This is a genomic window from Microbacterium sp. NPDC057944 (assembly GCF_042887445.1).
Taxonomy (GTDB): Bacteria; Actinomycetota; Actinomycetes; order Actinomycetales; family Microbacteriaceae; genus Microbacterium; species Microbacterium natoriense.
In genome coordinates this window covers 1,666,284-1,689,819 of sequence record NZ_JBHVPJ010000001.1, presented here as the reverse complement: position 1 = coordinate 1,689,819, position 23,536 = coordinate 1,666,284, and the positions used below count along the sequence as shown (strand labels likewise).

The window sequence follows — 23,536 nt, the reverse complement described above, 5'->3', positions numbered from 1 at the left end:
ATCTGCCGGGCACAGCTTCGGAGCCCAGACACAGTTTCGGAGCCGACGCCTGCCGGGCACAGCTTCGGAGCCGACGCCCGACACGCCGGGAACGAAGCGACGCACTCGGCGCGTCCTCCGTGCGCTCCGAAGGTGTGCCCGTCCGAACGACGCTCGTCGCTTCTCCGAGCATCCGATCTGATCGGGCCGTCGTCGCGATGTCGTCCTCGACGCATACCCTGGTCACATGATCCAGGAGTTCGGCATCGGTGTGCGGACGCTGCTGCGCGGGTTCACACTGTGGCGCACGCGTCCAGGGTTGATGAACCTCGGTCTCGTCCCCGCGCTCATCTCGCTCGCGATCCTCGCGGCGGTGCTGCTGCCGCTGGTCTTCGGGATGACGTCGATCTCGGCATGGCTGACCCCGTTCGCGGAGGAGTGGCCCGCGCCGTGGAAGGGACTGGTCCGCGGCGCCGTCGGGTTCGTCGTCGTCGCGGCCGCCATCGCGCTGTCCACCGTGGTGTTCAGCGCGCTGACGCTGACGATCGGCGACCCGTTCTACCAGCGTATCTGGCATGCCGTCGAGGTCGAGCTCGGCGACCCGCCGCCTTCCGATGGAGGCGGGTTCTGGTCGGCCCTCGCCGAAGGCCTGCGCCTGGTCGTTCTCGGCATCCTGATCGCCCTGGTCGTGCTCCTGATCGGTTTCGTCCCGCTGATCGGCGGCTTCCTGGCGGCCGTGCTCGGAGTGATCCTCTCCGGTCGGCTTCTCGCTCGAGAGCTCACGGGCCGCGCGTTCGACGCACGCGACCTCAGCCCGCTCGACAGGGCGGCGCTCTTCTCGGGCAGCAGGGCGCGGGTGCTGGGTTTCGGTGTGGCGACGCAGCTGTGCTTCCTGATCCCCGGAGGCGCCGTCGTCGTCATGCCGGTCGCCGTCGCCGCGTCGACGATGCTCGCGCGCGACATGATGGCGCGCACCCCGCTGACACCGCTGACACCCCCTGAAGCTCGGCCAGCCTGATGCCCGAAGGCGACACCGTCTTCCGCACTGCGAAGCGACTCGACGACGCTCTGGCCGGCGCCGAGGTCACCCGCTTCGACCTCAGGGTGCCGCGGGCCGCGACCGTGGATCTGACCGGTCAGCTGGTTCACGGCGCGGTGGCCAGGGGCAAGCACCTGCTGCTGCGGATCGGGGACAGCACGGTGCATTCGCATCTGCGCATGGACGGCGCCTGGTTCGTGTACGCCCCCGGGGAGAAGTGGCGGCATCCGGCGTTCAAGGTCCGCGCGATCGTCGGAACGGCGAAGCGCGAGGCGGTCGGCGTCGACCTGGCTGAGATCGAGGTGGTGCCGACTCGCGACGAGGCTCAACTCATCGGCTACCTCGGCCCCGATCCCCTCGCGGAGGATTGGGATGCCGAGGAGGCGATCCGCAGACTCGAGGCGGATCCGAGGAGCGTTCACGTCGCCCTCCTGGATCAGCGAAATGTCGCCGGGTTCGGCAATGAGTACGCGGCGGAACTCCTGTTCCTGCGCGGAATCCTCCCCGAGAGGCCCGTGCAGGACGTGGACGTCGCCGCCCTCGTGGATCTCGGTGTCAGGACGATCCGAGCCAATCGCGACCGGGCCGACCGTACCTTCACCGGAGTCAATCGTCCGGGGCAGACGACGTGGGTCTACGGACGGGCCGGACGCCCTTGTCGACGCTGCGGGACCCCGATCCGGAAGGGATCGCAGGGCGCGGATCCGACCCGTGAACGGGTGACGTTCTGGTGTCCGAGCTGCCAACGATGAGCAGCATCCCGGTTCGGGAATGAAATCGGCTGTCCCGTCGTTGTTGCTATATCCGGAGAACTCCGGACACGGGAGGAATCGTGGGCAAGAACTACGTCGACATCGAGAACGACCAGGGCGGGACGCTGCGCTACCGTAAGCACGCCAATGGCCGAGGTCTCGTCGCGCATGGCGCGAAGGTGCATCCCAAGGCGCACATCGAGGCCGGCGCCTATATCGAACCCGGCGCGCGCGTCGGCGCCGGGGCGACGATCGCGCGCGGAGCGTGGGTCGACGCGGATGCTGTGATCGGCGACAACGCGCACATCGATGCGCACGCGCACATCGGTCAGGGCGCTGCGATCGGCGATGGGGCGCATGTGGGCGTCCGTACCGAGATCGGCGCCGGTGCACGCATCGTGCGTGGAGCGCGTATCGGTGACGACGAGACCGTCGCCGCCGGTCTCACCGTTGCGACGGACCCGAAGGGCCTCTGGCTCGCGGCCTGAGCGGGCTCAGCCACCGTCGCGGGTGCGTGACGGTGTGCGTGCGTCAGAGCAATCTCCACTCCGAGGAGCGTGACGGTGTGCGTGGGTCAGAGCAATCTCCGCTCCGACGCCCAGACCGTCAGTTCATGTCGTGATGACAGTTGGAGTTTGCGAAGCACCGCGGACACATGCGTCTCGACCGTCTTGATCGAGATGAACAGCTCGGACGCGACCTCCTTGTAGGCATAGCCTCGCGCGATCAGTCGCATGACCTCCTGCTCGCGTGACGACAGCCTGTCGAGTTCATCCTGCGCGGTGGCGGTCTCCCCTGCGACGGCACCGAACGCGTCGAGCACGAATCCCGCGAGTCGAGGCGAGAACACGGCGTCCCCGTCTGCCACTGCGCGCACAGCACTACTCACCTCGACGCCGGACGACCCCTTGGTGATGTACCCCCGAGCTCCGGCACGGATCACGCGAACCACGTCTTCCGCGGCATCCGACACGCTCAGCGCGAGGAAGCGGGCGGTCGTCGGCGTGGAGCTTCGGATCACCTCCTCGCCGCCGGTCGCATCCGTACCCCCACCCCCAGGGAGATGAACGTCGAGCAGCACGACGTCGGGGCCGGTCTCGCGGATGACGGCGATCGCCGACGGGACGTCGGCTGCTTCTCCGACCACGTCGACCGTCGCATCGAGATCTGCGCGGAGACCGGATCGGAAGATCGAGTGGTCGTCGACGATCACGACGCGGATGGCCTCAGCCACGGTTCTCTCCTGGGGTCGGGAGGTGCAGATGGATCTCGGTGCCCTTGTCGTCGCTGCGTACGGTTCCGGTGCCGCCGTACCGGCGCATGCGTCCGACGATCGACTCACGCACCCCGAGGCGATCGCTCGGCACCTCGTCGAGAGCGAACCCTGCGCCACGATCTCTGATGAACACATCCACCCCCGCCGCGCTGCCCTCGATGTAGACGGAGATCTCCCCACCGGCGTGCCTGGCCGCATTCAGCATCGCCTCCCGCGCCGCGGCGGCGAGCCCTCCGCTCGCGCGTTCGGCGGAGAGGCCCGCCGACACGACGTCGATCCGCACCGGGAAGTCGAGTTCGAGGGCGCCCGCATAGTCCCTCAGATCGGTGGGCAGATCGCTGTCCGCCGGGGCATCGCCGTCGTACAACCACGCTCGAAGCTCCCGCTCCTGAGCTCGGGCGAGCCGCGCCGCCTCACTCGACGCTCCTGCCCTGTTCTGGATCAACGCGAGCGTCTGCAGCACCGAGTCGTGCAAGTGCGCCGCCATCTCGCTGCGCTGCTCCTCGCGGATGCGGCGCACGCGTTCGCCGGTCAGCTCCTTCCACCGATGGATGAGCGTCGACGACAGCACGGCGAGTAGACCGGCGAGCGGCAGCAGCACGAGGGCGACGCTGGCCTCGCCTGCGGGCCGCATGAGCAGAAGGGCGAAGAGGAGCGCGAGGAGCAGGACCGCCAGCGCTCTGACGATCAGAGTGTGCCGCGGTCCGCGGTCCGCGTCGGTGCGGTCGAACAGCGTCGCCCACAGCCCTGCCCCCGCAGCGAGCGAGGTCGTCGCGGTGACCACCACCGCGGCCTCACCGGCGGACACCCCGCCGAGCCAGCTGCCGCCGATGCTCCACGAGAGCACGACGATCACGCCGACGGCCGCCGGGGCGAGGAGCATCCAGGCCACAGGCGCTCGCCTGGTCGGAGTCTGCTCACCCTCGGCCCACGGCATGAACGCCCAGAACCAGAGGTAGAGGAGCAGGCCGGCCCCACCGGACAGCAGCAGGACGACGAACAACGCGCGCACCGTCCACAACGGCGCACTGAGATGCCTGGCCACTCCGGTGCTCACACCGGCGACGACGCACTCGCGATCGCGCACCAGCGGAGGGCGCGCGGGCGCGGAGACCTGGGGAGGTCGTGCAGACGCGGCCGAAGAGGACATGACGACATCCAATCATCCGCGACGACGATCCGAACCTTCAGCCGACGACAATCAGGGTCCGCTCAGGGGTTCACCCCATGGAACCCGGCATCCGATGTCGAGAAGATCGATGCATGACGATTCCCACAGAGCCGCCACCTGCGGCAGCGGAGACCGACGACGAGGCCGCAGAGGCTCTTCCCTCTGACGCCGCCCCGGATCCCTCTCCCGCCGCGACTCCCCCGGCCTCGGACTCCTGGACGGGAACGGCCGCCGGTTCGCGCACCGCCCCTCCTCACAGCACCGATCGATTCTTCCTCTGGGTATCCGGCCTCGGCATCGCCCGGACCGATGGGTGGCTCGGCGGCGTCGCCGCGGGCATCGCGGTCCGCCTGCGCATCGATCCGCTGATCGTGCGCGGCGTGCTCGTCGTCGCCGCCCTCTTCGGATTGCCGGTGATCTTCCTCTACGCACTGGCGTGGGCGCTCCTGCCTGACTCTGACGGACGCATCCACACCCGCGATCTGTTGCGGGGCGACTACCAGCCCGTCCAGATCGGCATCCTCGCGATGGCCGTCATCGGGCTCATCCCCACCGCCCCCATCACCGGAACCGTCTTCGGTCTCGGCTACGCCGGATGGTCTGCGCTCTCGCTGATCAGCTGGCTCGTCGGACTCGTGATCGTCGCCGGACTGCTCTTCCTCATCGTGCGTGCCGCAAGCCGCACCCCGGGTGCCGCTGCGCCGGATCTGCCGATGGCTTCCGCAGATCCCGCCGCCCCGGGCGCGCCCGTCACCCTCAGCGACTCGGGTACCGCTGAGGGGACGGGCGCCACTCCCACGAACCTCGCGCCGCCCGCCGCCGCCCCGGATCGCCCGGAGCCTCCGGGCGCACCGGTGGCGAACGACCCCGAATCCCTCGCGGCATGGCGCGCCCAGCATGCTGCGTGGAAGGAACAGGACCAGGCCTGGAGACGCCAGCAGCAGGATGCCGAGCGTGCCGTGCGCGACCAGCTGCGCAAAGAACGTCAGGCTGAGGCGGCGGTCTTCGCCACAGAGGCCGCTGAGCGCCGACGCATACGCAGGGCATCGAATCCTCGAGCGAGCTTCGCCTACGTCGCCGCTGTCATCGGGCTGGCGATCGTCGCCGGTTCCGGCGTCACGCTGTTCACCCTGCAGAGCGGGCTCGGCGAGGCGGCAGGAGCGATCGGCCTCCTCTCGGCGGCGCTGATGCTCGCCCTCGGGATGATCGTCGCCGGCGCCTGGCGCCGACGCAGCGGCTTCCTCGCCTTCGTGACAGCGCTCACACTCGTCGCGGGTCTGATCACCGGGAGCGTCGCGTCGTTCTCAGACCTCGCTTTCGGATCGCGGGGAATCTCGAATGTCGCCGCTCAGACGATCAATCAGCCCTTCGGTGACCTCTACATGACGCTCATGCCCCATGACGACGGCCCCCGACCGCTCGTGGTGAACAAGGGTTCGGGTTCGACGCAGATCGACCTCGAAGCCGGGGTCCGGCTTGATCTGAAGGCCACGGTCGGCGCGCTCCCCGTCGAGTGGGTGCGCATCGACGACGAGACCGGCACGGTGGTCGACAGCGGCATCTGGACGTCCGCCGACCGGCACGGTTCACAGACGCTGAACACCAGCGTCGTCGCGGACCGAGGCTCGATCACCACCATCCAGCCTGTGACCATCACCCAGCGATCGGGCAGCATCACCGTCACGATCCATGAACCCGCAGAGGAAGAACGATGAGCACCGACGACTACACGGCACCGCCCGCGCCGACCGTGGCGCTGGAACCGCCCGCGGCCGCGACCGCCACCGTGGATCCCTCCCCCGCCGCTGCGATGGCGGCCGCGTCCGCCCCGGCCCCTCCGCGTACACGCTGGGCGGCCATCATCTGGGGAACACTGTTCGCCGTGATCGCGGGCAACGCGATCTTCCTCCTCGCCGACGATGCACGGCGTGAGGGGATCGCAGGATGGGTGCTCGATCTCACACCGATGACCGTGACATCCTTCGCTCTGCTGGTTGCGGGCGGGCTGGTCCTCCTCCTCGGTGCGATCGGTCTCATCCGCCGCATCCAACGACGTGCGGCATCCCGAACCCCCTAGTCCGGGGATACCCTGGTCTGATGGCGAAACAACCGCGGCGCCCCTCGCGTCCCCGCGGCCCGGCCGGGCCCGTACGCAAGAACAAGGCGGCTCCGGCTGAACGCTATCCTCCGCGCAAGCCCCCGAAGAAGACCTCTCCGGTGGTGTTCGACGCGCAGGACCCCACGACCGAGGAGGCACGCACGTTCCGCCTCGGCGCCGTCGCCGGCGCGACCCCGGGCAAATGGATCGATGCATGGAAAGACCGGATGCCCAAGGTTCCGCTCAAACTCGTGCCGATCACGGTGTCCACCCAGAAGTCCGCGATCGACGAGGTCGACGCGGCGCTGGTGCGACTGCCGCTCACCGATGATGCTCTTCACGTCATCGCGCTGTACGACGAGCTGCCCGTCGTGGTCGCCGCAATCGACTCGCATCTCCTCGCCGCTGACGAGCTGACCTCGTCCGACCTCGACGGCGAGGTCGTGATCCCCCTGCTCGACGACGCCCTCAGCCAGCTCGACCTACCCGGTACGACTCTCGCCTCGTTCGCGCCGCTGTCCGCCGAGAACGCAATCGAGACCGCGGCCTCCGGAGTCGGCATCGTGGTGGTGCCGATGTCCATCGCCCGACTGCACCACCGCAAGGACGTCGACTACCGCATCCTCACCGACGGCCCGATCTCGACGGTCGCTCTCGCCTGGCCCCGCGATCGCACAACAGCCGACGTCGACACCTTCGTCGGCATCGTTCGAGGCCGCACCGCCAACTCGTCGCGCTGAGCCCGCGCTCAGTAGAATCTCCGAATGGCCTCGCTTCTCTACGTCTGCGTGCGCCCGGAGACCGGGGCGGCGGATGCCGAACACGCATCCTTCCGGCGCGCCCTCGGGGTCGACGTGGTCGACCGCCTCAACCTCCTCGACGAGCCGCTCGACCTCACGCGCCTCGCCCGTTACCGCGGCGTCGTCATCGGAGGCTCCCCATTCAACGTGAGCGACGCCACGAAGTCGCCGCTGCAACGTCGGGTCGAAGCCGATCTCGAACGCCTCGCCCAGCACTCCATCGACGGCGGGATCGCGGCGTTCTTCACCTGCTTCAGCATCGGCGTGGTCACGCGGATGCTCGGCGGAGAAGTGGCGAACGACACCCCCGAGTCGGCGAGCGCCACCGTCATCGAGACCACGCCCGAAGGCGACGTCGACCCGATCTTCGGTCCGAGCGCGCCGGCGCTCACGGTGTTCACCGCGCACAAGGAGAGCGCCGCCGCCGTCCCCGAGGGCGCCGTGCTGCTCGCCACGAACGCGACCTGCCCCGTGCAGGCGTACCGCGTGGGCACCCACCTGTACACGGCGCAGTTCCACCCGGAACCCACCCCGCGCGACTTCGCCGACCGGATGACGTTCTACCGCACCACCGGCTACTTCGACCCGGACGAGTTCGATCTCGTGCAGGGCCAGGTGCTCGCAGCATCCGTCACCGAGGGCGCGGCACTGCTTCGACGATTCGCCGAGCACTTCGCCTGAGCCACCGACACCGACACCGACACCGACACCGACACCGACACCGACACCGACACCGACACCGAGCCTCGGTCCGGCGCCACAGTCGCCACCGAACCGCCGACCGCGAGTCGCGCCGACCACCTTCCGCGCCTCGTCAGTCAGAACCGCGGACTCCGCTCAGCGACCCACCTCACGCAGCAGCTCCACGCGCTCGCGAAGGTACGCCGCCAGAGGCATGAACCCGCCCGCCGCGCTCCACCGCACGGACGGCACGCCGTCGATCGACGCCAGCGGACCCGACGCACCGCCGGCATCCACGGCATCCACGTCGATCACGGTCCAGCCGACGTGCGCGACGTCGCCCTCGCCGAATCCGCCGCGCAGGGCCAGCGCCCGCCGCTCCGCCCGATCGCGCGCCGACTCGGCGGTGAACCCCCGACGTCCGAGCTCCGCAGCCCGCAGCACCTCGGCCGTCGCGAGCGCGTGCGACTCGGTGAGCAGCAGCACGCCGAGGTGCCAGGCCTCGCCGACCCTCACGATGCGGTGGCCTCGCCAGCGCGACTCGCGCTCCTCGCCGAGCCCCTCCTTCGGCGCGCCGGAGAGGGCGCTTCGAGCGTCATCGAGCAGCTGTGCGGCAGTGTCCACGCCTCCAGGTTAGGAGCCGATTCGCCCGGTCGTCGCATCCACGGCAGAATCGTTGCACACCCTCGAGGAGCCCCCATGTCTCAGCCAGATACCGCCCGCCTGCTCATCGCCTGCGACGACCAGCCCGGCATCGTCGCCGCCGTCGCCGGCGTGCTCGCGGAGCACGGGGCCAACATCATCTCCCTCGACCAGCACTCCACGGACTCCGAAGGCGGACGATTCTTCCAGCGCACCGTCATCCACCTGCCCGGTCTCTCCGCCGCCAGGACCGCCCTCGAAGCGGACCTCGAGAAGGTCGCCGAACGGTTCGGCATGGAGTGGTCGCTGCACGACACCGCTCGCCGCAAGCGCGTTGCGATCTTCGTCTCGAAGTACGACCACTGCCTCATGGAGCTGCTGTGGCGGACGCAGCGCGGCCAGCTCGACATCGACATCACGATGGTCGTGTCGAACCACCCCGACCTCGCGGAGTCGGTCCGCTCCTTCGGCGTGCCGTTCGTGCACATCCCCTCGGGTGACAAGCAGCTCATGGAAGAGCGGCAGCTGGAGCTGCTGCGCGGCAACGTCGACCTCGTCGTCCTGGCCCGCTACATGCAGATCCTCACTGACGACTTCATCGAGCGCCTCGGCGCCCCGGTGATCAACATCCACCACTCGTTCCTGCCGGCTTTCATCGGCGCGAACCCCTATGCCAGGGCTAAGGACCGGGGCGTCAAGCTCATCGGCGCGACCGCGCACTATGCGACCGCCGACCTCGACGAGGGGCCGATCATCGAGCAGGACGTGACCCGGGTGACGCACTCCGAGTCGGCCTCCGAGCTGCAGAGCCGCGGCGCCGACGTCGAGCGCCTCGTCCTCGCCCGTGCTGTGCAGTGGCACGCCGAGGACCGCGTCATCGTGCACGGCCGCTCGACCGTCATCCTCTAGCCCGCCGCCTCCGCGCGCGCGTCGTCAAGGCGCGAGGGGTCAGAAACCGCCGCCTTCGAGGGCCCACACCCGACCGTTCTCGACCCCTCACCCCCTGCCAAATGTGAGGGGTCGGAGAACGTGCCCTCACGGCACCCACACCCGGCCGTTCCTGACTCCTCGCTCGCACGCGCCTCGCGCGCCCACGCGCCTCACGCGCCCACGCCCCGCTCGCTCGCGCGCGCCTCGCACGCGCCTCGCGCGCCCACGCGCCTCACGCGCCCACGCCCCGCACGCGCCGCACGCGCCGCACGCGCCTACGCGCCCTCAGCGCACCGGGACTCCCGCCACGAGCTCGGCGAACGCCTCGGATGCCGTGGCGTAGCGCGCGAGCGGGGCGGACTGCCCCATCCAGAGCGACTGGAGTTCCCCGAGGTTCTGCTCCCCCGCGGCGGCGCGGAACCGCCCGGTGAGCCAGTTCTGCATCGGGAACGGCGCGATCGTGCCGCTCGCCTCGATCGCCCTCACCGCCCTGTTGCGCGCCCCGCGAGCAAGACGACCGCTCATGGCCCTGGTCAGCACGGTCTCGTCGGCCGCCGTCGCGCGGATCGCATCGCGATGGGCATCGGTCACCGCCGATTCCTCCGTCGCCAGGAACGCCGTGCCGACCTGCACCCCGGAGGCGCCCAGCGCGAAGGCGGCGGCGACGCCTCGACGGTCGGCGACGCCGCCTGCCGCGATCACGGGCACGTCGACGGCATCCACCACCTGCGGGAGCAGAGAGAAGAGTCCGACGAGCGATTCCTCGGCAGGCCGCAGGAACGACACTCGGTGCCCCGCGGCCTCCGCCCCGGTCGCGACGATCGCATCCACCCCGGACCCGGCGAGCGCCACCGCCTCGCTGACGGTGGTCGCCGTGCCCACCACACGGATGCCGCGGCGATGCGCGTCGTCGACCAGCTCGGCTGACGGCACCCCGAAGACGACGCTGAGCACCGCGGGTGCGGCCGCGAGGATCGCATCCGTCTGCTCCTCCAGCGACGGCAGGTACTGCGCGGGGCGCGGAGGCACGTCGACGCCGACGGCCTCGTAGAAGGGCGCGAGGGCCTGTGCGAAGATCGCGTGCTGCGCGTTCGGCTCGACCTCGTCGCCCGTCGGCAGCCAGATGTTCACGGCGAACGGCTGGGCCGTCGCGTTCCGCAGCGCCGCGATCGTGGCACGGATCCTGTCGGCGTCGTAGCCGTACAGCCCGTACGATCCGAGTCCTCCCGCCTCGCTGACGGCGGCCGTGAGCGGCACGGATGACAGCCCGCCGAACGGGCCGAGGACGATCGGATGCGCGACGTCGAAGAGGCTCATGCTTCGACGTTACGCCCGCAGCGCACAGCCGCGGCGGAGTATGACCGTTCCCCGCACGCGGTGATACTCTCGGCTCGGAGAGGGGTGCGCATGAGCGAGTGGATCAGCCAGATGCTGGGCTTTGTCGCGACCGCCCTCGGCCTCGTGTCCATGCCCGATGCCGCAGCGCTCGGTCTCGCGATCGCCCTGGTCGCGCTGGCCGCCCTCACCATCGCCCTCGCCCTGGCCGTCGGGCCCGCTCCGGATGCCGATGCCCCGCACCCGCTGCGCGCCATCGACATCGGCGCACTGCTGAGTCAGAGCGATCCGGATGCCGCAGGCCACCCGCGCCCTCGTGCGCCGGGAGTCGCCGTCGCCGCGTAGTCCGTCTCTCGTACGGGACTGCGCGGTCTTCGCCGACCCTTCCCGCACACGAACGGACCCATCTTGGACATCTTCGCCTTCCCTCCTCTGACCTGGCTGCTCGACGCGGCCTACGGCGGCCTCGCCGGACTCTCGACCATCCTCACTCCCCTCGCCGGAGCATCCGCGGCCGCCCTCGCGGTCGTGCTCGTCACCCTGCTGGTGCGCGCCCTGCTGATCCCTGTCGGGATCTCCCAGGCGAAGGCCGAGCAGACCAGAGCTCGCCTCGCACCGCGGCTGCGCGTCCTGCAGCAGAAGCACAAGAAGAACCCGGAGCGGCTGCAGAAGGAGATGCTGGAGCTGTACCGCTCCGAGAACACCTCCCCCTTCGCGGGCATGCTCCCCGTGCTCGCCCAGGCACCCGTCGTCGGCATCCTCTACACGCTGTTCCTGCGGCCGGAGATCGCCGGGCATCCCAACGCCCTGCTCGAGCACGACCTGTTCGGCGCACCGCTGGGCACGAGCCTGCTGCACATGCTCACCGCGGGGCCGTTCCAGCTCCCCACCCTGCTGGTCTACGGCGTGCTCATCGCCATCATGATCGTGATCGCCGACATCACCCGGAGGGTGTTCCGCCCCACGCCGGTCGACGACTCTCCGCTGTCCTCCCCCGGGATGCTGCGCATCATGAGCGCGATGCACTACCTCACCGCGGTGTTCGCGGTGTTCGTCCCGCTCGCGGCGGCGCTGTACCTGACGGTCACGGTGGCATGGACCCTGGTGCAGCGCGTCGTGCTGCGCCGGCGGTACCCGCTTCCGGAGGCGGCTCCCGCGCGGGTCTGACTCAGTCGGGAAGAGGGATCGGCGCCGTGAACGGCCCGTCGGGGCGCCGATCCCTGCGCACGCCGAGGGTGGTGCCGACACTGGCCGCGATCACGAGGCCCACCGCGAGCATCCGCAGCACGGTCGCGTCCTGACCGAGCACCAGCCAGCCGGCGAGGGTCGCGAAGGCGGGCTCGAGGCTGAGCAGGATGCCGAACACGCGCTGAGGCAGCCGCCGCAGCGCCGCCAGCTCGAACGTGTACGGGATCACCGACGACAGCACGGCGGTGATCGCGGCGAGCACGAGCAGATCCGGCTCCCCCGCCACCACGAGGGACGTGGGGACTCCGACCGGGAGCAGCAGCACCGCTGCGACGACGAGACCGATCGACAGTCCGCTGGTCCCGGGGATCAGCGCGCCGACACGGGCGCTCATGCGGATGTACATGGCCCAGAAACCAGCGGCGATGAGGATGAACACGATCCCGAGCGGGTCGAGGGGTTCGGCGCCGACCATGCCGTCGACCCCGAGCAGCGCCATGCCGACGAGGGCGATGCCGACCCACACGGCGTCGGCGAGCCTCCGGGTGAGCACGGCCGCCAGCACGAGCGGTCCGAGGAACTCGATCGCGACGGCGGGCCCCAGGGGGATGCGGTCGATCGCGGCGTAGAAGAACCCGTTCATCGCCGCCAGAGACACACCGAACAGGACGGCCGCGATCCACTGCTGTCGGCTCCAGCTGCGCGGGCGCGGACGCACGATGACGAGCAGCAGGAGCGCGGCGATCGCGACGCGGAGAGACGTGACACCCCAGGGCCCGAGCTTCGGGAACAGCTGCGCGGCGACGGCCGCCCCGAAGGGCAGTGAGGCGCAGGAGCCGACGACGAGGGCGACGCCGACGAGAGGGCGGGACGACGCTGGCTGCTGCACCCTTCCAGCCTAGGGGCGGGGCCCGGAGCCGCGCGCCCCGGAAACCGTTTCGACTCGCTCTGCTCGCTCGACGTCCGGGTGAGGCCGACCCCGACCTGCACGCCCCGAGAACCCGTCCGGGCGCGCTCCGTTCGCTCGATGACCGGGTGCCGGCGTCAGCCCGGCACGAGTCCGATCCGCAGCGGGGCTCCGGGAGCGGATGCCACGGCCAGTGCCTCGTCGAGCTCGCCCAGCGGACGGATCTCGCCCACCGCGTCCGCGAACGGATAGGCACGGCCCCGACCGGAGAGGAAGGCCACCGTCTCGGCGAGCTCCGCGCCCGTGTAGTTGTGCACCCCGGCGATCGTGATGAGCCTGCGGACGATGCTCTCGGCATCGAGGGGAACAGGCTCTGCGGGGAACACGCTGCCCACGAGCACGACGACGCCGCCGACGGCGACCCCGTCGATCGCCTCGGCGACCGCATGCCCTGAGGCTTCGATCACGACCTCCGGGTCGCGGTCGAGGGTCGTCGCGCCGAAGGCCGCGGCCAGCGCCTGACGCTGCGGGTTCGGGTCGCGCACCTCGACGAGCGCTCCCTGCTCCGCGGCGATGGCCGCGGCGGAGAGTCCGACGAGTCCCGCGCCGTGGATCCGCACCGTCGCCCCATCGAGGCTGCGGCGAGCGCGGGCGACCGCGGCCCAGGCCGTGGCGGTCGCGCAGGCGGCCGGCGCGAGCACGGACGCCGGCAGCGTCTCCGGCACGCGCGCGATGGCCGTGCCCTCGCGGAGCTGCACGTGGCTGCCGAACGCCCCCGTGAGGTCGCCGTGCGCCCCGATCCGATCGTGGCCGTACTTGCCCAACGACCGGCACTTCTGCGTGAGGCCGGCGAGGCAGCGGTCGCACGTTCCGCACGACACCGTGACCGACCAGACGACCCGGTCGCCGATACGCAGCGGTGTGCCGTCGACGGCGAGCGCTCCGGCATCCCCGAGCGCGATCACGCGGCCGACGCTCTCGTGCCCGAGCACGAGAGGGGTGGGCGCCGAGCGGCGCCCCTGCACGGTGTGCACGTCGGACCCGCAGATCGTCGACATCTCGACCGCGACCAGCGCGTCTCGGTCGCCGAGGGCCACCCCCGGCACCGCGATCATCTCGTGCGGGTGACCCTCGCCGATCCAGACCATGGCCGTGGCCGCCGGGCGAAGCGCGACGTCTCTGCGGTGGCCGGGCGGGCGAATCAGCAGCGTGCCCATGTCCGGCTCAGACGCGGGAGACGAGAGGGAGCAGCCCGCGCTCGGCGAGCACGCCGCGCAGACCCGTGACGTCGGCGAGAACCGCGTCGGCGCCCGCGGCGGACAGCGCCCGGTGATCGTGCGCTCCGCTGAGCACGCCGGCGACGAAGCCCGCGCCCGCGCGGCGGCCCGACTCGACGTCGCTCGTGGTGTCACCCGCGACGGCGACGGCCGACACCCGGGTGGCGCCCGTGCGCAGCAGCGCCGTGAGCACGAGGTCGGGGGCGGGGCGTCCGCGACCGGCGTCCACGGGAGACAGCGCGAGGTCGATGAGGTCGCCCCAGCCCAGTCCGTTCAGCAGCACATCGCGCGTGACGGGCGCGAAGCCGGTGGTGAGCACGACCGCGAGACCGGCGTCCTTCAGGCCCTGGATCGCGTCGGCGGCGCCGGGGATCTCCGAGACCCCCTGCTCCTCGACGATCTCGGCGTAGGCGCCCTCGAACTCGGCGGTGGCGCGGGCTGCAGCCAGCGCGTCGCCGCCCGAGAGGTGGGTGAAGACGTCGATCTTCGACTGCCCCATGGTGACGCGCACGTAGTCGAGGGCCTCGGCCCACGGCATCCGATCGGCGACGCCCGTGCGCTCGGCTGCGCGCTGGAACGCCTGCTCGACGACGCCGTCGTCGAGCACCGTGGTTCCTGCCATGTCGAGGACGGCGAGTTCGAGAGGAGTGGTCATGATGTTCCTTCCATTGCGGGTGCCCACCCGAAGGCGGCGGTGAGATTCTCTTCAGCGAGCCCCAGACCCGTTGTCATTCCGATGCCGGTGGTCGCGGCGAGCACCAGCACCCCCTCCTCAGGACGTTCGACGAGGAACTCCTGCGGCCCCTTGGCGTAGACGCCCTGCCATCTCTCGATCACGCGGGGCTCCGGCATGTCGAACAGCGCCTGCGCCTCCGTCAGGAACGCGTCGAACGCGGACTCCGGCTGGAAGGGCGGAGGCGCTGCCGATGTGGCGTGCGAGTCACCGATGATGAGCGTGCTGTCCGGCAGCTGCGTGTACATCTGGTTGAGGTCGATCGCGGCGAGATCGGGCCGCTCGGCGTGCAGGCGCTCGCGGAGTGCCGCGGCTTCGGCGGATCCGGCGAAGCGCCCGTACCGCACGAGCGACCACCCGGTCAGCAGCGGGGCGGCGAGCGGATGTCGCAGCGTCACCGCCGCGCGCATCATGTCCAGTGCGCAGCGCTCGACGCCGACGCGCTCGGCGATCTCGGGCAGCAGCTGATCGAGATCGTGGTTGACCGCGACGACGATCTGCCCGGCCTCGATCGCGCCACGGGTGGTGTCCACCCGCCCTGAGGCGATCGACGTCACCGCCGTGCGGAAGAGGAACGAGACGCCGAGGTCGGCGAGATGGCGGACGATCGCGGATGCCGCAGTGCGGGGATCCGTCTGCAGATCCGTCACGATGTGCGCTCCGCCGAGAAGACCCTCAGGCCGCAGCGGTGCGAGGCGCAGCAGCTCGTCGGCATCCAGCATCCGGATGCCGTCTCCGTCCGCGGCCTCCAGTACGGCCAGCTCATCGCGGTGCCGGGCGGCGACGAGCGTCCCCGACTCGCGCAGCCAGAACCCCGCGTCGCGCGACAGCATCAGCCACAGCTCTCGCGAGAGGTCGGCGTAGCGGCGGGCCTCGCCGGTCTGCGCGCCGATGCAGAGGTGCCCGAAGTTGCGGATCGTCGCTCCGACCGGTGCATCCGCCCGGTCCACGACGGTGACGCGCAGTCCACGGCGCACGGCGGCGTAAGCGGCTCCGAGTCCGACGATGCCGGAGCCCACGACGACCACGTCGGCGCGGCTCACCGGAACACCTTCCGCATCCACATCGCGAGCCCCTCGACGACGAGCACCGTGGCGAGGATCATCAGCACGATCGCGGTGACCGTCTCGTATCGGGAGCCCTGGCTGGCGTTGAGCAGGTAGTAGCCGACGCCTCCACCGCCGACGATGCCGAGGATCGTCGCCGCGCGGATGTTCGTGTCGAGCATGTAGAAGCTGTGTCCGATCAGCGCACGGGTGCCCTGCGGCACGGTCGCCGAGGTGTAGGTCTGCAGGCGGGTCGCCCCGACGGCGCGCAGCGCACGCTCCGGGCCACGGTCGACCTCTTCGAAGGAGTCCGCGATGAGTTTGCCGAGCAGCCCGATGCCGCCGATGGCGAGCGCGATCACTCCCGCCTGCGGTCCGAGACCGGTGATCACGACGAGCACGATCGCGAGGATCAGCTCGGGGATGCCGCGGATGCCGACGAGCAGGAAGCGCGCGACGCCTCGCGCACCCCTGCTCGGCGCCACATTGCTGGCGGCGAGCGAGCCGAGCACCAGGGACGGGAGCAGGGTGAGCACGGTGGCCGCGAGGGCGATCGCGACCGTGTCGCGCATGGCGACGATCATGACGGTGGCGTCGTAGTTTCCGAAGGACGGCGGCCAGAACTTCGCGGCGACCTCGGGGACGCGCCCCCAGAACGTGACGAAGTCGAGCCAGTTGATGTCGCTGACGACGACCCCGCCGATCACGACGAGCACGGCGACGGCTCCGGCGATCGTGTGCCGCACGCGCTGGCCGGTCCACGGTCGGCGCACGGCCGTCTGCGGGCTCGCGGCCCATGCCGCTCGCACCTCCGGTGCCGCGGGGGTGCGTACGCCCAGGCGGGGGTGCACGATGCGGTCGATCCACGAGCGCGTCTGCTGCTGCTGTCCGAGCATCGCGCCGCGCACCAGGCTGGAGACGATCTCCATCACGATGCAGAGCACGAAGATGACCAGGGCGATGCCGAGGCCCTTGCCGTAGTTGAGGGCCTTGAATGCGTAGGACATCTCGAGGCCGAGTCCGGCGACGCCGACGTAGCCGAGCACCACACTGCCGCGCAGGTTGATGTCGTTGCGGTGCAGCACGGTCGCGACCCAGCTGGGCAGCACCTGCGGCAGGACGCCGGAGGTGAACTCCTGCATCTTCGACCCGCCGGCGGCCCGGATCGCGAGACGGGGCCCCTCGTCGATCTGCTCGATCGCATCGGCGAACATCTTCGAGATCATGCCGATCGAGTGGATGCCGATGGCCAGGATGCCGGGGAGCGTGCCGAGCGAGAACATGAGCACGAACGCCATCGCGAGCACGACGTCGGGGATCGCACGGGTGAGGACGCCGATGAAGCGCGCGGCGAGACGCCATCCGTTGCCGGGGGTGGTGTTCGATGCGGCGAGGTACGCGATGGGCACGGAGAGGACGGCCGCGAGCAGGGTCCCCGTGAGCACGAGGCCCACGGTCAGCGCGATCAGCCAGATCAGGTCTCCGGCCTCGGGGAAGGAGAGACCGCGCACACGGGCGAAGAAGTTCTCCGCGTTGCCCCAGCTCTCCACCATCGCCGGGATCGAGATGCCCACCTCGTTGACCGCGAGGATGCCGAGCACGACCAGTGCGACGAGCGTGAGGGATGCCGCGATGCGCTCCGGAGAGATGCGGGGCCGCGGGGCGCGTTCGGAGACGGAGCCACGAGGCCCCTGGGTCGCGGCCCCGGTCGGGGTGCCGGTGAGGGTGGTCACTGCGCAGCCACCTCGGCGACGGCATCCGCGAGCTCGACCTGCACGGCCTGGATCTCGGCGGTGGTCGTCGCGACCCGCCCGTAGATCTCCATGACCGCGGCCTTGCTCAGTCCGTCGGTCACGGTGTCAAGCACGATCTCGCCGTGCCGCAGGCCGACGATGCGGTCGGCCCAGGAGATCGCGAGGTCGACCTGGTGCAGGCTGCACACGACGGTGAGGCCGGCATCCGCCGCGATCTCGCGGATCAGCGCCATGACCTGGTCGCTGGACTCGGGATCGAGGGAGGCGACGGGCTCGTCCGCCAGCAGGATGTCGGGCTTCTGCATGAGAGCGCGGGCGATGGCGACGCGCTGCTGCTGTCCGCCCGAGAGGGTGTCGCTGCGCTGGTAGGCGCGGTCGAGGAGACCCACGCGGTCGAGGTGCTCGAGCGCCTGCAGCTTGGCGGCCCTCGAGTAGCCCCACAGGCCCAGCCGCGGGCCGCGCACCGTGGAGAGCGATCCGGTGAGCACGTTCTCGAGCACGGTCAACGACGGCACCAGCTCGAACTGCTGGAAGATGAACCCGACGCGGCTGCGCAGCCGGCGCAGCGCGCCGCCCTTCAGCGCGGGGACCTGCTGGCCGAGCACCTCGACCGAGCCGGAGGTGGGGACCTCGAGCCCGTCGAGGTGGCGGAGCAGTGTGGACTTGCCGGAGCCGGAGAGCCCCAGCAGCACGACGATCTCGCCCCGGGAGACCTGGAGCGACGCGTCCTTCAGAGCCGTGGTCGACCCGAAGGTCTTCGTGACGCCGTCGAGGCGGATGAGGGCATCGGATGCCGCGTTCATGTCAGATCTCCTGTATGAGTTGGTCCCGGCCGTCGAGCGGGTCGTGACCTCGCTCGACGGCCGGGTGCGTGGCTCAGGGCGTCAGCCCTGGCACTGCTCCGCTTCGGTCTTCTTGCAGATGTCGCGGATGAGGTCGTAGTACTTGTCGTCGACCGGCTTCGTGGCGTAGAACACGCTGCGGAACGAGTCCGTGTCGGCGCTCTTGATGCCCGCGGCGATGATGTCGTCGATCGTGACCTCGGCGAGGCCGTCGCTGAGCTTCTTCGTGACGTCGGCGGGGAGGGTCGAGGAGTAGACCAGCGGAGCACCGGGCACCATGGTCTCGTCGATGACCTTCACGGCGTCGGACTTCTCGACCTCGGAGTCCTCGGCGAAGCCCGCCTCGCACTCGACGCCCTCGCCGACCTTCTGCACGCTCACGTCGTGCTTGCCCGCGAAGACGGGGGTGATGTCGGTCTTCGGGTCGATGCCGGCCTGGAGCAGGTTGTACGACGGGAAGAGGTAGCCGGAGGTCGAGGACGGGTCGACGAAGCAGACCTTCTTGCCCTTGAAGTCCGCGATGCTCGAGATGCTGCTGCCCTTGGGGACGATCGCCTGCGAGTAGTAGCCGGGCTCCTGACCCTCTTCGGTGACGATGGAGGAGATGGGGGTGAGCTTGGCGCCGTTGGCGGTGGCCGTGACGTAGGTGAAGCCCGAGAACGAGGCGACGTCGATCTTGCCCGCGACCGCGGCCTCGATGAGAGCGGCGTAGTCGGTGGACTCGTGGTACTCGACCGTCTTGCCGGTGATCTTCGCGATGTAGTCCATCAGCGGCTGGTAGTTGGTCTCGGTGTCCACCGAGTCGGGGACGACGCCGAAGACGAGGGTGTTCTCCTCGACCGCGTAGCTGGAGGTCGCGGCGGCCTCGTCGGTGCCGCCGTTGCTGGTGGCGTCGGCCGAACCGGAACAGGCGGCGAGGCCGAGGGCGAGGACCGCGGCGCCGGCGAGGGCGGGGAGAGCACGGAGCTTCATGAGGACCTTTCGGGTGTGTGGGGGTTGATCCACGGATGACTCTCTCAGGTCACGAGTCGAGAAAGGTACCTAACTTGCAAGAGTTCAGAGGTCGTTTACCGAGGGTTCTCCCGGATGAACACCGGAGAAACCTCTCGCTCCTCATCGACCTGACCAAGTAGTATGCCTATGTGGCAGAAGCTGTGTACACCCAGATCGCCGACGAGCTGCGCTCCCAGATCGCCTCCGGCATCCTGCGTCCGGGCGATGACGTTCCCACCGAGGCCGAACTGGCCGAGCGCTGGAGCACCTCGCGCGGCCCGATCCGCAACGCCCTCGCCGCTCTGCGGGGCGAGGGGCTGATCGAGACCAGCCGCGGTCGCCCCGCGCGCGTCGTCGCGCGGAAGGCGAGTCAGGCCGTCGACATGTCCGTGCCGTTCACCCGCTGGGCACGCGACCTCGGTGTCACTCCCGGCGCGCAGACGCAGGAACTGAGCCTGCGGCGCGCGGGCGCCAAGGCCGAGCTCCTCGGGGTCGCTCCGGGCGACACCATCGTCAGCGTCGTACGGCTGCGATCGCTGGACGGACGCCCGACCATGCTCGAGCGGCTGTTCTACACGGAGGTTGCCGGGCGGCGGCTCTTCGAGGTCGACCTCGACAGCGTGTCGATCACCGAGTACCTCGCATCCGTCGGGCATCCGATCGTCGGACTGCAGCACGTGATCGACGCGGTGGCAGCGGACGAGCAGGATGCCGCGTTGCTGCGTGTTCCGCAGGGGACGCCGATCCTGCGCCTGAGCCGCATCTCGATGGACGCAGACGGGCGCATCTTCGAGGCGTCGGAGGACCGCTACCTCAGCGAGGTCGTGCGCTTCACGGTCGCCGCATCCGGGATCTCGACGGACGGGCACTACATGCGCGCGGTGGGCGGATAGCCGCCTGATCGGGACGTGTCCCGTACACAGAACGCGATCGCGAGCGCAGTGGTTTCAGAAGCCTAAGAAGATCGCGCTCGCGATCGCAGCGCTGGGGACGCTTATTCTGGGGAGATTCCAGGATAGGTCGCGTGAGGGTGCCCTCAATAGGGACGTTCGTTCAGACTTGCCTAGACTTTCGTCTAGGTCTTGAATGAGGCGCTGATCAGGCCATTGGCAGTCTAGCGGCAACCTGCCATGCGCCGTCGACCTCACCCGCCGTGAACTCGCCGCTCGCTCCGAGAACGCGCTCGGCCATGCGGTTGAGACCGGTGCCGCTGGAGGGGAGATCTCGCCGCGGAGTCGTCGGCATCGGGCTGCTGATCGTCAGCGCGGCCGAGTCGTCGTCGATGTCCAGACTGATCGCGACCTCCCCCGGGCCGGCATGCTTGAGGATGTTGGTCGCCGACTCTCGGACGATGCGCGCGAACGCGATCTCCGCGACACGGGGAATGCGCTCATCCCGGGGGTCGCCGGTCGCGACGACGGGATGGCCTGCGGCCTCGATCTCCGCCTTCGCTTCGTCGACCGCCGAATCGAGGTCGCCCGTCTGCATTCCGGCAGAGCGGGGCCCGTCGTCGGCGAGTTCGATCACGAAGCGCAGATCGGCCATGGCCTTGCGTGCGGCGACCCGGATGGCCTCCTGGGATTCGGAGGTCATCGTCGGGTCGTCGAGCATCTGCACGTGCAGAGCGACGACGGTGAGGTGGTGCGCGATGCTGTCATGGAGCTCGCCGGCGATCCAGCGCCTCTCTGCGAGGACCGCTTCGTGCTCCCGCTCGACCTGCTCGGCGAGCTCGCGCTCAAGGCGTCGGCCCCTCTCGGCTGCGAGCCGAAGGGCGTATCCGATGGCGCCGGAGACGGCGGCCAGGATCATCTGGACGCCGACGTTCACGGGAACCCTCGTATCCCCGAACGCGATGAGCGCCGCGGACAGGAGGAAGACTCCGATGTAGGAGAAGATCAGGGACCCTCTGCCCAGCCGCATCACCATCCCGGCCGCGAAAGCGGCGGCGGTGAGGACCTGGGTCTCGGTTCCGGTCAGAAAGGAGAGGCCGAAGATGACGGCCAGTGCGACGGTCGCCCAGAGGGGCGACCACAGATAGAGAGCGAAGACTGCGGTGGAGGCGATGCTGATCGCCGCCGCCCCGAACTCCACACCCGGCGGAAGGAAGAGACCGATGATGTCGATCGAGACGATGATCCCGATGATCGCCAGGACGACGATCCTCTCGACGGCACCCAGCCGTTCGCTGCGACCCAGGCGAAGTGAGCCGGGATCCTCGCGGGTCGACTGGTCGAACGCCATGGTTCAGTATCTCCTTTTAGCCAGGTACTCTTAGCGATAGACACCGAAGAACTTGCCAACCTGCTGCCAGAAAGTCATAGTAGTTCACCTCCGTAGTTAGTTCTTTCGTCTAGGTACCTATTGATCTTCTCGGCTCCGCTCGGCGCGCACATCTGTCTTGAGTCCAGACCTCATTAGACAAAGGTCTAGATCTGCCCCTGACCTCCCGGCCAGCGCCGATAGGCTTCCCTCATGCCGGACATCCGCGTGCTCATCGTCGACGACGACCCTCTCGTGCGCTCCGCGCTCTCCCATTTCGTCGCGAGGGATCCGGCGATCGACGTCATCGGACAGGCGGAGAACGGACTCGAGGCGATCGCGTTCATCGAGAAGGACCAGCCGGATGTCGTGATGATGGACGTCCAGATGCCCGAGATGAACGGCATCGAGGCCACCGCGGCGATCGCCGATCGGTGGCCGGGGGTGCGGGTGCTCGCCGTCACCACGCTCGACGGCAGCGACACCGTGCTGCCGATGCTGAGCGCCGGCGCCTCCGGCTACCTCCTCAAGGATTCGAGCGCGGAGAGCATCGTCACCGGCGTGCGCGAGGTGCACAGCGGCGCGAGCTCGCTGTCGCCGCGCATCGCGTCCCTCCTCGTCAAGCACGTGCGCAGCACGGAACCGCTCGCCGGCGACACGGAACTCGAAGAGCTCACCGAGCGCGAGGCGGAGGTCCTCGAACGCCTCGCCCAGGGCATGTCGAACTCCGAGATCGCGCAGTCGCTGATCGTGTCCGAGGGCACGGTCAAGGCTCACCTCGGACGCATCATGGCGAAGTGGCAGGTGCGCGACCGCGTGCAGATCCTCGTCACCGCCGCGCACGCGGGGCTCGTCGACTTCCGCTGAGCCCTCACGCCGCGACCTCGCCTACAGCGCGAGCAGCACGATGCCCGCGACCACGACGACCGATGCGCCGAGCCTCCAGCCAGGGCGGTCCTCCTTCAGCACGAGCACCCCGAACAGGCTCACGAGCACCACGCTCACCTCGCGCAGCGGAGCCACCAGCGCGACGGGAGCGATCTGGATCGCCGTCAGGACGAGGATGTACGACAGCGGAGACAGGATGCTGAACGCCACGATCCGCCTCCATTGCGAGCGCCACAGAGCCGCGACGGCATCCCACCGCCTGCGCACCCCGAGCGTGTAGAACGGGATCTCCAGCACCATCGTGCCGACCATGAACGCGACCGGCGACAGCGACCAGGTGCGCACGGCGTTCGCGTCCCAGATCGTGTACGCCGCGATCGCGACGCCGGTGAGCAGCCCGAACACGAGCCCGAGGTCGAAGACCCGATCCCCGCCACGGTCGACCAGCCCGATCGCGACGACGCCGACGATCACCGCCGCGACGCCGATCAGCGCGATGACCGACGGGCGCTCCCCCAGCAGCAGCACCGCGACGATCACCGACAGGAACGGCCCTGTGCCCCTCGCCGTGGCGTAGACGGTCGAGAGGTTGCCCTCCTGGTACCCCCGCTGCAGCACGGCCATGTAGACGACGTGCAGGGCCGCGGAGACGCCCACGCCGAGCAGGAACCCGCCGAGGTCGTCGGTGCCGAGCCCGCCCGTGAACGGGATGGCTCCGATCCAGAAGGCGGTTCCGCCGACGGCTCCCCACCACAGGAACGGCACCCCGGCACGACTCACTCCGTGCGCGATCACGTTCCAGGCGGCGTGGGACACGGCCGCGGCGAAGACGAGGACGAAGGCGAGAGACGACATGACAGACCCTTCCATCCGCCGCGGGCGCGACGAACAGGGTCCTCCGGGCTTTTGTCCTGTCAGATGACGGCTCTCCTGCGGAGAAGAGCCG

Annotated in this window: 25 protein-coding genes; 12 read left to right on the top strand and 13 right to left on the bottom strand. The window is 69.7% G+C overall.

Annotation, left to right across the window (positions count from 1 at the left end; genetic code table 11):
* Positions 1 to 226 precede the first annotated feature (226 nt).
* The 3 genes from ACFVRO_RS07590 (at position 227) to ACFVRO_RS07580 (ending at position 2,258) form a co-directional block, all read left to right on the top strand.
* Positions 227 to 997, top strand: a complete 771-nt coding sequence (locus ACFVRO_RS07590; protein ID WP_386950985.1) for an EI24 domain-containing protein — start codon at positions 227 to 229, stop codon at positions 995 to 997.
* Positions 997 to 1,770 (top strand): DNA-formamidopyrimidine glycosylase family protein, encoded by a 774-nt coding sequence (locus ACFVRO_RS07585; RefSeq protein ID WP_105672832.1) that lies wholly within the window; start codon positions 997 to 999, stop codon positions 1,768 to 1,770. The genes ACFVRO_RS07590 and ACFVRO_RS07585 overlap by 1 nt, the downstream gene beginning before the upstream one ends.
* An 80-nt stretch (positions 1,771 to 1,850) precedes the next feature.
* Entirely contained in the window at positions 1,851 to 2,258 is a 408-nt protein-coding gene (locus ACFVRO_RS07580; RefSeq protein ID WP_105672833.1) for a DapH/DapD/GlmU-related protein, read from the top strand.
* A gap of 86 nt (positions 2,259 to 2,344) precedes the next feature.
* Here the strand turns inward: ACFVRO_RS07580 and ACFVRO_RS07575 are convergent, their stop codons facing one another.
* Complete coding sequence (locus ACFVRO_RS07575) at positions 2,345 to 3,004, bottom strand: LuxR C-terminal-related transcriptional regulator (protein ID WP_386950983.1); 660 nt, start codon at positions 3,002 to 3,004, stop codon at positions 2,345 to 2,347.
* On the bottom strand, positions 2,997 to 4,196 hold the full coding sequence (locus tag ACFVRO_RS07570) for a PspC domain-containing protein (RefSeq protein WP_341941342.1): 1,200 nt from the start codon (positions 4,194 to 4,196) through the stop codon (positions 2,997 to 2,999). Before ACFVRO_RS07570 ends, ACFVRO_RS07575 begins: the two co-directional genes overlap by 8 nt.
* A 113-nt stretch (positions 4,197 to 4,309) precedes the next feature.
* On the opposite strand from ACFVRO_RS07570, the gene ACFVRO_RS07565 reads away from it, so the two are divergent.
* Genes ACFVRO_RS07565 through ACFVRO_RS07550 form a run of 4 tightly spaced genes read left to right on the top strand, consistent with a single transcriptional unit; the run spans position 4,310 to position 7,796 of the window.
* Positions 4,310 to 5,932, top strand: a complete 1,623-nt coding sequence (locus ACFVRO_RS07565) for a PspC domain-containing protein (RefSeq protein WP_386950980.1) — start codon at positions 4,310 to 4,312, stop codon at positions 5,930 to 5,932.
* Complete coding sequence (locus tag ACFVRO_RS07560; protein WP_386950978.1) at positions 5,929 to 6,294, top strand: hypothetical protein; 366 nt, start codon at positions 5,929 to 5,931, stop codon at positions 6,292 to 6,294. Before ACFVRO_RS07565 ends, ACFVRO_RS07560 begins: the two co-directional genes overlap by 4 nt.
* 20 nt (positions 6,295 to 6,314) lie before the next feature.
* Entirely contained in the window at positions 6,315 to 7,055 is a 741-nt protein-coding gene (locus ACFVRO_RS07555) for a LysR substrate-binding domain-containing protein (protein WP_386950975.1), read from the top strand.
* 24 nt (positions 7,056 to 7,079) lie between these two features.
* Positions 7,080 to 7,796, top strand: a complete 717-nt coding sequence (locus tag ACFVRO_RS07550; RefSeq protein ID WP_386950972.1) for a GMP synthase — start codon at positions 7,080 to 7,082, stop codon at positions 7,794 to 7,796.
* Between the two features lie 156 nt (positions 7,797 to 7,952).
* On the opposite strand, the gene ACFVRO_RS07545 is transcribed toward ACFVRO_RS07550, so the two are convergent.
* Positions 7,953 to 8,420 carry a glutaminase gene (locus tag ACFVRO_RS07545; RefSeq protein ID WP_386950969.1) on the bottom strand — a complete coding sequence of 156 codons (468 nt, stop codon included), beginning with the start codon at positions 8,418 to 8,420 and terminating at the stop codon, positions 7,953 to 7,955.
* A 75-nt stretch (positions 8,421 to 8,495) separates the two neighbouring features.
* On the opposite strand from ACFVRO_RS07545, the gene purU reads away from it, so the two are divergent.
* Entirely contained in the window at positions 8,496 to 9,347 is an 852-nt protein-coding gene (gene purU / locus ACFVRO_RS07540) for a formyltetrahydrofolate deformylase (protein ID WP_105672840.1), read from the top strand.
* A gap of 306 nt (positions 9,348 to 9,653) precedes the next feature.
* Here purU and ACFVRO_RS07535 read toward each other — a convergent pair whose 3' ends face one another.
* Positions 9,654 to 10,685 (bottom strand): NAD(P)H-dependent flavin oxidoreductase, encoded by a 1,032-nt coding sequence (locus ACFVRO_RS07535; protein ID WP_386950967.1) that lies wholly within the window; start codon positions 10,683 to 10,685, stop codon positions 9,654 to 9,656.
* 90 nt (positions 10,686 to 10,775) lie between these two features.
* Between ACFVRO_RS07535 and ACFVRO_RS07530 the strand changes: the two genes are divergently transcribed.
* Together ACFVRO_RS07530 and ACFVRO_RS07525 are read left to right on the top strand one after the other, a co-directional pair.
* Positions 10,776 to 11,048, top strand: coding sequence for a DUF6412 domain-containing protein (locus tag ACFVRO_RS07530; protein ID WP_341941335.1), 273 nt, complete (start codon positions 10,776 to 10,778; stop codon positions 11,046 to 11,048).
* 63 nt (positions 11,049 to 11,111) lie between these two features.
* Positions 11,112 to 11,870, top strand: a complete 759-nt coding sequence (locus tag ACFVRO_RS07525; RefSeq protein ID WP_386950964.1) for a YidC/Oxa1 family membrane protein insertase — start codon at positions 11,112 to 11,114, stop codon at positions 11,868 to 11,870.
* A 1-nt stretch (position 11,871) separates the two neighbouring features.
* Here ACFVRO_RS07525 and ACFVRO_RS07520 read toward each other — a convergent pair whose 3' ends face one another.
* The 7 genes from ACFVRO_RS07520 to ACFVRO_RS07490 form a co-directional block, all read right to left on the bottom strand.
* Entirely contained in the window at positions 11,872 to 12,780 is a 909-nt protein-coding gene (locus tag ACFVRO_RS07520; RefSeq protein ID WP_386950961.1) for a DMT family transporter, read from the bottom strand.
* 155 nt (positions 12,781 to 12,935) lie between these two features.
* Entirely contained in the window at positions 12,936 to 14,015 is a 1,080-nt protein-coding gene (locus tag ACFVRO_RS07515; RefSeq protein WP_386950958.1) for an alcohol dehydrogenase catalytic domain-containing protein, read from the bottom strand.
* Positions 14,016 to 14,022: 7 nt separating this feature from the next.
* A complete protein-coding gene (locus ACFVRO_RS07510) occupies positions 14,023 to 14,730 on the bottom strand; it encodes an HAD family hydrolase (RefSeq protein WP_386950955.1) in 708 nt (235 codons plus the stop codon).
* Positions 14,727 to 15,851 (bottom strand): TIGR03364 family FAD-dependent oxidoreductase, encoded by a 1,125-nt coding sequence (locus tag ACFVRO_RS07505; RefSeq protein ID WP_386950953.1) that lies wholly within the window; start codon positions 15,849 to 15,851, stop codon positions 14,727 to 14,729. Before ACFVRO_RS07505 ends, ACFVRO_RS07510 begins: the two co-directional genes overlap by 4 nt.
* Positions 15,848 to 17,587, bottom strand: a complete 1,740-nt coding sequence (locus ACFVRO_RS07500; RefSeq protein WP_386950950.1) for a PhnE/PtxC family ABC transporter permease — start codon at positions 17,585 to 17,587, stop codon at positions 15,848 to 15,850. Before ACFVRO_RS07500 ends, ACFVRO_RS07505 begins: the two co-directional genes overlap by 4 nt.
* Positions 17,584 to 18,411, bottom strand: coding sequence for a phosphonate ABC transporter ATP-binding protein (gene phnC, locus ACFVRO_RS07495; RefSeq protein WP_105672848.1), 828 nt, complete (start codon positions 18,409 to 18,411; stop codon positions 17,584 to 17,586). The genes ACFVRO_RS07500 and phnC overlap by 4 nt, the downstream gene beginning before the upstream one ends.
* Positions 18,412 to 18,492: 81 nt before the next feature.
* Entirely contained in the window at positions 18,493 to 19,422 is a 930-nt protein-coding gene (locus tag ACFVRO_RS07490; protein WP_386950948.1) for a phosphate/phosphite/phosphonate ABC transporter substrate-binding protein, read from the bottom strand.
* A gap of 170 nt (positions 19,423 to 19,592) precedes the next feature.
* Here ACFVRO_RS07490 and ACFVRO_RS07485 point away from each other — a divergent pair, with 170 nt between their 5' ends.
* Positions 19,593 to 20,336 (top strand): GntR family transcriptional regulator, encoded by a 744-nt coding sequence (locus ACFVRO_RS07485; RefSeq protein WP_386950945.1) that lies wholly within the window; start codon positions 19,593 to 19,595, stop codon positions 20,334 to 20,336.
* A 205-nt stretch (positions 20,337 to 20,541) separates the two neighbouring features.
* Here the strand turns inward: ACFVRO_RS07485 and ACFVRO_RS07480 are convergent, their stop codons facing one another.
* The gene (locus ACFVRO_RS07480) at positions 20,542 to 21,684 is read right to left on the bottom strand and encodes a sensor histidine kinase (RefSeq protein ID WP_386950943.1); all 1,143 of its coding nucleotides are present in this window, start codon (positions 21,682 to 21,684) and stop codon (positions 20,542 to 20,544) included.
* A gap of 231 nt (positions 21,685 to 21,915) precedes the next feature.
* On the opposite strand from ACFVRO_RS07480, the gene ACFVRO_RS07475 reads away from it, so the two are divergent.
* Positions 21,916 to 22,569 carry a response regulator gene (locus ACFVRO_RS07475; RefSeq protein ID WP_386950940.1) on the top strand — a complete coding sequence of 218 codons (654 nt, stop codon included), beginning with the start codon at positions 21,916 to 21,918 and terminating at the stop codon, positions 22,567 to 22,569.
* Positions 22,570 to 22,590: 21 nt separating this feature from the next.
* On the opposite strand, the gene ACFVRO_RS07470 is transcribed toward ACFVRO_RS07475, so the two are convergent.
* Positions 22,591 to 23,445 carry an EamA family transporter gene (locus tag ACFVRO_RS07470; protein ID WP_386950938.1) on the bottom strand — a complete coding sequence of 285 codons (855 nt, stop codon included), beginning with the start codon at positions 23,443 to 23,445 and terminating at the stop codon, positions 22,591 to 22,593.
* Positions 23,446 to 23,536: the final 91 nt, after the last annotated feature.